Source organism: Microcoleus sp. B3-D2 (assembly GCF_036705345.1).
Taxonomy (GTDB): Bacteria; Cyanobacteriota; Cyanobacteriia; order Cyanobacteriales; family Microcoleaceae; genus Microcoleus.
In genome coordinates, this window is the sequence record NZ_JAUBUG010000011.1 from 108364 (window position 1) to 114521 (window position 6158).

Here is a 6158-nt window from a genome sequence, read left to right on the forward strand (position 1 = left end):
CGGTTTCTTTGTCGGAGTGCGTAAATCCTGTGAACTTTCGGTGTAAGTTAACTCCACACATCCTCCTCCTTAATGTCGCGTCTTTACTCATTTCGATCGAGCTAAATGCTGAGACTATCCTCACCCAAATTATCGAGAAGTTGTTGCAGCGCGTCGCGGCTACTGCGAACCCGATCGTTGTTAGGAGCAATGGCTAAAGATCGATTAAACATTTCCAGAGCCTCTTGCCCATTCTTGAGTGCTTCCTGCTGCTCAGATAATTTTTCTTGCAAATCACCCAGACATCGCAGCGCATTCCCTTTGTTGGTGAGAGCAGCGATATCATCCGGTGCAATAAGTAACACAGAATTATAGGCAGCCCTCGCCTCAAAGTAAGACTGTTTTGCCGCCTCAAATTCACTTAGCTGTGCTTGCAATTCACCCAGACCTCGCAGCGCATTCCCTTTGTTGTTGAGAACACCGATATCATCCGGTGCAATAAGAAAAACAGAATTCAAGGCAGCCCTCGCCTCAAAGTAAGACTGTTTTGCGGCCTCAAATTCACTTAGCTGTGCTTGCAATTCACCCAGACTTAACAGCGCCTTCCCTTTGTTGTTGAGAGCACAGATATCATCCGGTGCAATAAGTGAAGAAGAATTACAGGCAGCGATCGCCTCAAAGTAAGACTGTTTTGCCGCCTCAAATTCACTTAGCTGTGATTGTAATTCACCGAGACCTCGCAGCGCATTCCCTTTGTTGTTGAGAACACAGATAGCATCCGGTGCAATAATTAAAGCATAATTCAAGGCAGCGATCGCATCAAAGTAAGACTGTTTTGCAGCCTCAAATTCACTTAGCCGTGCTTGCAAATCACCCAGACCTCGCAGCGCATTCCCTTTGTTGTTGAGAGCATTGATATAATCTGGTGCAATAAGTAAAGCAGAATTATAGGCTGCGATTGCCTCTGAGTAAGACTGTTTTGCAGCCTCAAATTCACTTAGCTTTGCCTGTAAATTACCCAAACATTTCAGCGCAATCCCTTTGTTCTTGAAAACGTCGATATCATCTGGTACAATGAGTAAAGCAGAATTCAAGGCAGCGATCGCATCAAAGTAAGACTGTTTTGCAGCCTCAAATTCACTTAGTTTTGCTTGCAAATCACCCAGACTTTGCAGCGCATTCCCTTTGTTGTTGAGAGCATTGATATCATCCGGTGCAATAAGTAAAGCAGAATTCAAGGCTGCAACTGCCTCTAAATATTCCTGTCTTGCTTCTACATATCGAGCCAACCAAGCATAGTAATTTCCCTCCGATCGCGAAACTCTACCAAGCCAATAATCACTTTTAATCCACAACTCATCTCTAACTTCCAGCAGGGCCTCGCACTCCTTATAACGACTCTTTCTCAAAGCTTCATCAAACACCTCTTTCCATTCTTCTACACCCCGCTGCCAATCCAAGCGATTAGCATGAAAAATTGCCTCCGCCACATTCCCCACTTCTCGGTAATGCCGCTCTAAAATTTCATGAGCTTTGCGAGTTTTCGGATCGTCCCGCTCGGCATCCAAACGCCGCAATAAATCGTGAATCCGATACCAGTTATCCCCCCGCTTCTGCGATTTCCACACAAAGGAAAAACCCGTCAACATCTCAAAATTTGCACTGCTTGCAAGGAAGTGGCAACCAGACCCCAATTTTACGTACAAATCCTCATCAAAAGCGCGACCAGCACTCAGCGAATGCACGGCCGATCGCACTTCGCGATCGACATAACTCAGCAACCGATCTGTTAATTCCGCAGTCTTGTTTTCCAACTTCGGAATCCGCGCAAAATCCGACGACATCAACTCAATTCCCCGCCTTCTTTCTGCCAGCACCGCATCCGCGCACAAACCCAAATAAAACGGATGTACCTGCAAATTATCCCAAGGATCGTCGGGATTGAGGCTGGCATATTTAATTACAGCATCTGCCAAATCTGCCTTGTCAATCTTCACTTTGTGCAAGTAATCCCTCGCATCATCCGGCGATAAATGCCACACCAATTGTGCATCTATATAATCTGCGGGAATCGGAAACCTTGACGCATTCGGCCACCGCAATTGCGTCACCGGACACTCTCGCCCCGCCACAACAACTACAATCCCCAATTTGTAATCCAAGGCCCTCAACAACCGCCGAAACCACTCATCTTGATACCAAAAAGTTGCGCCTTGAGAATTGCGTTTTTCATCCCACATTTTCTCGTGAGTATCGAACAGCATCACCAGGCGATCGGGTTTATTTTTGCCAGCCATTGCCGCATTCAAATCCCCAGCAAACAATTTCGGCAAACAGTCGGTTAACTCAGTATCAATATCTAGACGGCGAATTTCCTCCGCCTTTTGATCGCTGACACCGAGGCGATTTTGAATTAATTTCATCGCCCGCTTAATTCCGCCGAATTTATCTATCCCTTTGAGTACCGCTACAGCTTGCGCCACCACCGGGAAATCTGCAAAAGTTTCAACTATAGGTACCACCAATTCCGCCACATCATCGGGGAAAAGTTGGTTGAGAGTTGCCTGTGATTCGCCTTTGTTCAGCAAATACCAAAAGCAAGCAAAGTCATAATTGGGAAATTTAAATTTATATTTCTTAGTTTCTGCTGCCAAATTTCGACGCAGCATCAGCAAGCCGTAAAATCTATCTTGCGGTTTATCTTCTTTAATCGGTATCAATCCGAAATCGTGTCTGACTGCAGGTATGGGAGTGTAGGTTTTAGGTTCAGCATAGCGGACAAAATCAGCAACTTGGGCGGCTTGTGATTCTGGGATGTGGTGCAATTGTTTCCACACCGGCGGCGAAAATCTTTTGCAGCAGTGAAACTGCAAGTGTTGTAGCAGCAAAGACTTGCCGTTGCCTCCATCTCCGTAAAAATACAAAATTTGTTGGCGCGCGGGGTCTTCGTTTAAATAAAAGGCAAATCGGCGGGTAAATTCGTATCTGTCGGTGAAAAGTTGCAGTTTGCGATCGTCCCCGATTGATTCGCTTTCAAAATCTTCGTCGTCAATTGGCATAAATGTAGGGGTGAGGTGTTAATTTAATTATAAGCAAAAATTAGATGGGCTCGGTGATTGAAATCTCGTCTCCACAAACTTTAGTTTCTCTCTAAGAGACTAAGAGATCGAGGAAGTATTTAACCCGGATTTAGCATAAATCTTCAGTCTTCATAGCGAAGACTTTAGCTTTGAGGCAGGGGTTTAAACTTGTGCCCGATCGCAACGATCGTCCGCTGGGAGTGGCCGAAAGTTTGACTATTAAGCGGTTTCAACCGCCGAAGAAACTGCAACAAATGGTGACAGAGAAATAGAGCTGTGTTAGAACAGCTATCGATCGACCACCCAAGCTATCTTAGAAAGGACGCTAGCGAAAGCACAGTCATGGCACCTCCCACTAATCCAAATCCGGCGGATTCATCTGCAAAACAGTCTCTAGAGGCTGGGCTAGCAGCTTTGAAACAGCAGGATTACCCCACCGCGATCGCCCTTTTAGAATCCGTTACCCAAACCGCCGCCAATGGGCCGTCGGGAATCCGCGCGCAGATGGGGTTGGTGGCTGCGTACAAAGCAACCGGTAATCTGAAAAAGGCGATCGCCCTGTGCTCTTCCCTCGCCAAAAGTCCCAACTCTCAAGTCAAAACTTGGGCCGATCGCGCTTTAACAGAATTAACCCCCCCTCGCCCCCCAAAACCACCGGAAAATAAACCAAAATCCGCAGAAACTCCCCCCGAAACAGGCTTTGTCGCCTTTGATGCAGGCACTAAATCGCCGAAAAAATCGATTGGGGGCGATCGACCGACTGCAGATAAAAAAACAGGATTTTTACCTTTAGAGCCTGCTGTAGAGCCTGGAAACGCCAAAGCGCAACCGATTTCCCCACCACCTCCACCCCCCACAGGCCAGACTTCTGAACCAGAAAACACGACAGAAACAGCACCGGATACCGCAGAAATTAGCGGCGAAAATAGTTCCGGTTCCCCAACAGATATCCCCGGAGTCGCCAGCCCAGATACTTACCAACTCACTTGGCGGCAAGCAGGGCGCGCCGCGAAAAGCCCGCGCCCGCTCAAACCGCTGAAGTTGCTGGATTTTCGGGTGCAAGTCGTTGCAAGTGCGATCGCCCTATTTTTCCTAGCCCGGTTTATCCTGCAATTCCTGCTGACAAACACTAATTCTCTGTTGGTTCAGCTTTACATATTCACTAGACTGCCTATTTTCGCGCCGATTCAGCTTTTTTACCGCGATCCAACTCCGTTTGTTCAGATGGTGTTTGGATTGCTTTTGGCCTCGTCTCCGTGGCTGATAGACGCGCTGCTGAAACTTTTTGGCGGCATCGAAACTCTGCGCGGGTCGGTTTTATCCAAGCACAGCAAGGAAGCTAGTCGGGTACTGCGAACTTATTGTACGAAGCAAAATATGCCGGTGCCGGTGTTGAAACTCTTGCCGCTGAATGTTCCTGTAGCTTTCAGTTACGGCTGTTTGCCCCGTTTTGCTCGGATTGTTGTGAGTCGGGGGCTGTTGGAACAATTGACGGATGATGAAATTGCTACTATTTTTGCGCGGGAGTTGGGCCATATTTCTCACTGGGATTTTGCGCCGATGTCGCTGGCGCTGCTGGTGATTCAGATTCCTTACCTGATTTATTGGCAGGTGGCGCACTGGCAAGAGCGGTTGTGTGATTTAATGACGATCGAGTTTTTGCGTTCGGCTGTCAAATTTGTGGCCGCTGCAATTTCTGCTACCAGTTATGGGATTTATAAGTTGTTGCGCTGGCCGATGTTGTGGCTGTCGCGCAGCAGAGTGTATTTTAGCGATCGCACTGCTGCGGAAATTACGGGTAATCCTAACGGTTTGACGCGGGCATTGTCTAAAATTGCGATCGGCATTGCTGATAATATCGAACAGCAAAAACAAACTAGCTTTTTCCTAGAAAGTTTCGATCTATTGTTACCCGTAGGTGTTGGACAAGCTGTAAGCCTTGGTTCTGCTGCATTACACGCGCCGCTGGAACAGATTTTGCTGTGGGATGTCAGCAATCGCGAGCGCAATTGGTTGACGGTTAACCGCGCGCATCCTTTGCTGGGAGAGCGTTTGAAGCTGTTGACTCTTTATGCTCAATTCTGGAAGCTAGAGACAGAGTTAGATTTGGTAGACGCGGGAGTGCCAGAACAACCCAGGAAAGGAAAATTATCTCTGTTTAAGTCAATACTCGAATTTAAAGATTCAAAACTATTTTTACAGGGTGCGCCGTTTTTTGGGATTCCGATGAGTTTGGCGATAGTCGGGGTGCTTTGGCTGATTGGCGGGATTTTTTCAAGGACGAGTTTTTGGCAGTTGGATTGGCTTTGGGGCGATCGATCTATTCTTTGGGGCTGTTTGCCGATCGGATTTAGCATCGGTACTTTGATGCGGATCAATTATTTCTTCCCGGATATTATACCCCGAGAAACCGCTTCGCCGAGTTTGCCGGAAATTTTGTCAAATCCCGAGAGTTTGCCGCTGGATGCTGAACCGGTGCGGCTGGAAGGGCAACTTTTGGGTCGATCGGGTATGAGTAATTGGCTGGGACAAGATTTGATTTTGCAAACGGCGACAGGGTTGGTGAGGTTGCACTATGTTTCGAGGTTTGGCTACATTGGCTCTTTGTGGCCATTTTTGTTCAAAGAGACTACTCGCCCTAGCGATTTGATCGGAACATCTGTTGTGGCGACTGGTTGGCTGCGCCGGGGTGCTACTGTGGCGATCGACCTTGAAAGTCTCCGCAGTCAAGGAGGGAGGGTTAGTGACAGCGGACATCCGATTTGGTCTGCGATTTTGGCTTTTGCTGCTGCTTTTTGGGGCGCATACATCATTATCCAAGGCCCAAGGTGAGCAATAGTTGTCCGATTGTGGTGTGAATCGCTCTCAGGGCGAAGCCAGGATTAGTTTTGAGTTAAACAGCGGAGGGGCGATACTCTACGAGGCCTTCGCTAACGATGTTCTTGGTGCTAGTGGCGCACCCTACACTCCATTAGTGTCAACTTAAGCCTGAAGCCCTGTCAAAATCAGGGTTGTAGCCGAGTCTCGATCCCCCTCGCATCCCCCTTAAGAAGCTATGCCTTACTCACATCTTTCTTAACAAAATCAGGCTTGACATCT

Annotated in this window: 2 protein-coding genes; one reads left to right on the forward strand and one right to left on the reverse strand. The window is 47.7% G+C overall.

Annotated features, from left to right (window positions below; all coding sequences use genetic code 11):
- Window positions 1-101 precede the first annotated feature (101 nt).
- Window positions 102-3038 carry a hypothetical protein gene (locus tag QUB14_RS06780; protein ID WP_333220437.1) on the reverse strand — a complete coding sequence of 979 codons (2937 nt, stop codon included), beginning with the start codon at window positions 3036-3038 and terminating at the stop codon, window positions 102-104.
- 297 nt (window positions 3039-3335) lie between these two features.
- On the opposite strand from QUB14_RS06780, the gene QUB14_RS06785 reads away from it, so the two are divergent.
- The gene (locus QUB14_RS06785; RefSeq protein WP_333220435.1) at window positions 3336-5891 is read left to right on the forward strand and encodes a zinc metalloprotease HtpX; all 2556 of its coding nucleotides are present in this window, start codon (window positions 3336-3338) and stop codon (window positions 5889-5891) included.
- Window positions 5892-6158 lie beyond the last annotated feature (267 nt).

Bases quoted from the DNA above. Each gene is read 5' to 3' on its own strand.
- QUB14_RS06780 (WP_333220437.1), bottom strand. From the start codon at position 3,038: ATGCCAATTGACGACGAAGATTTTGAAAGCGAATCAATCGGGGACGAT.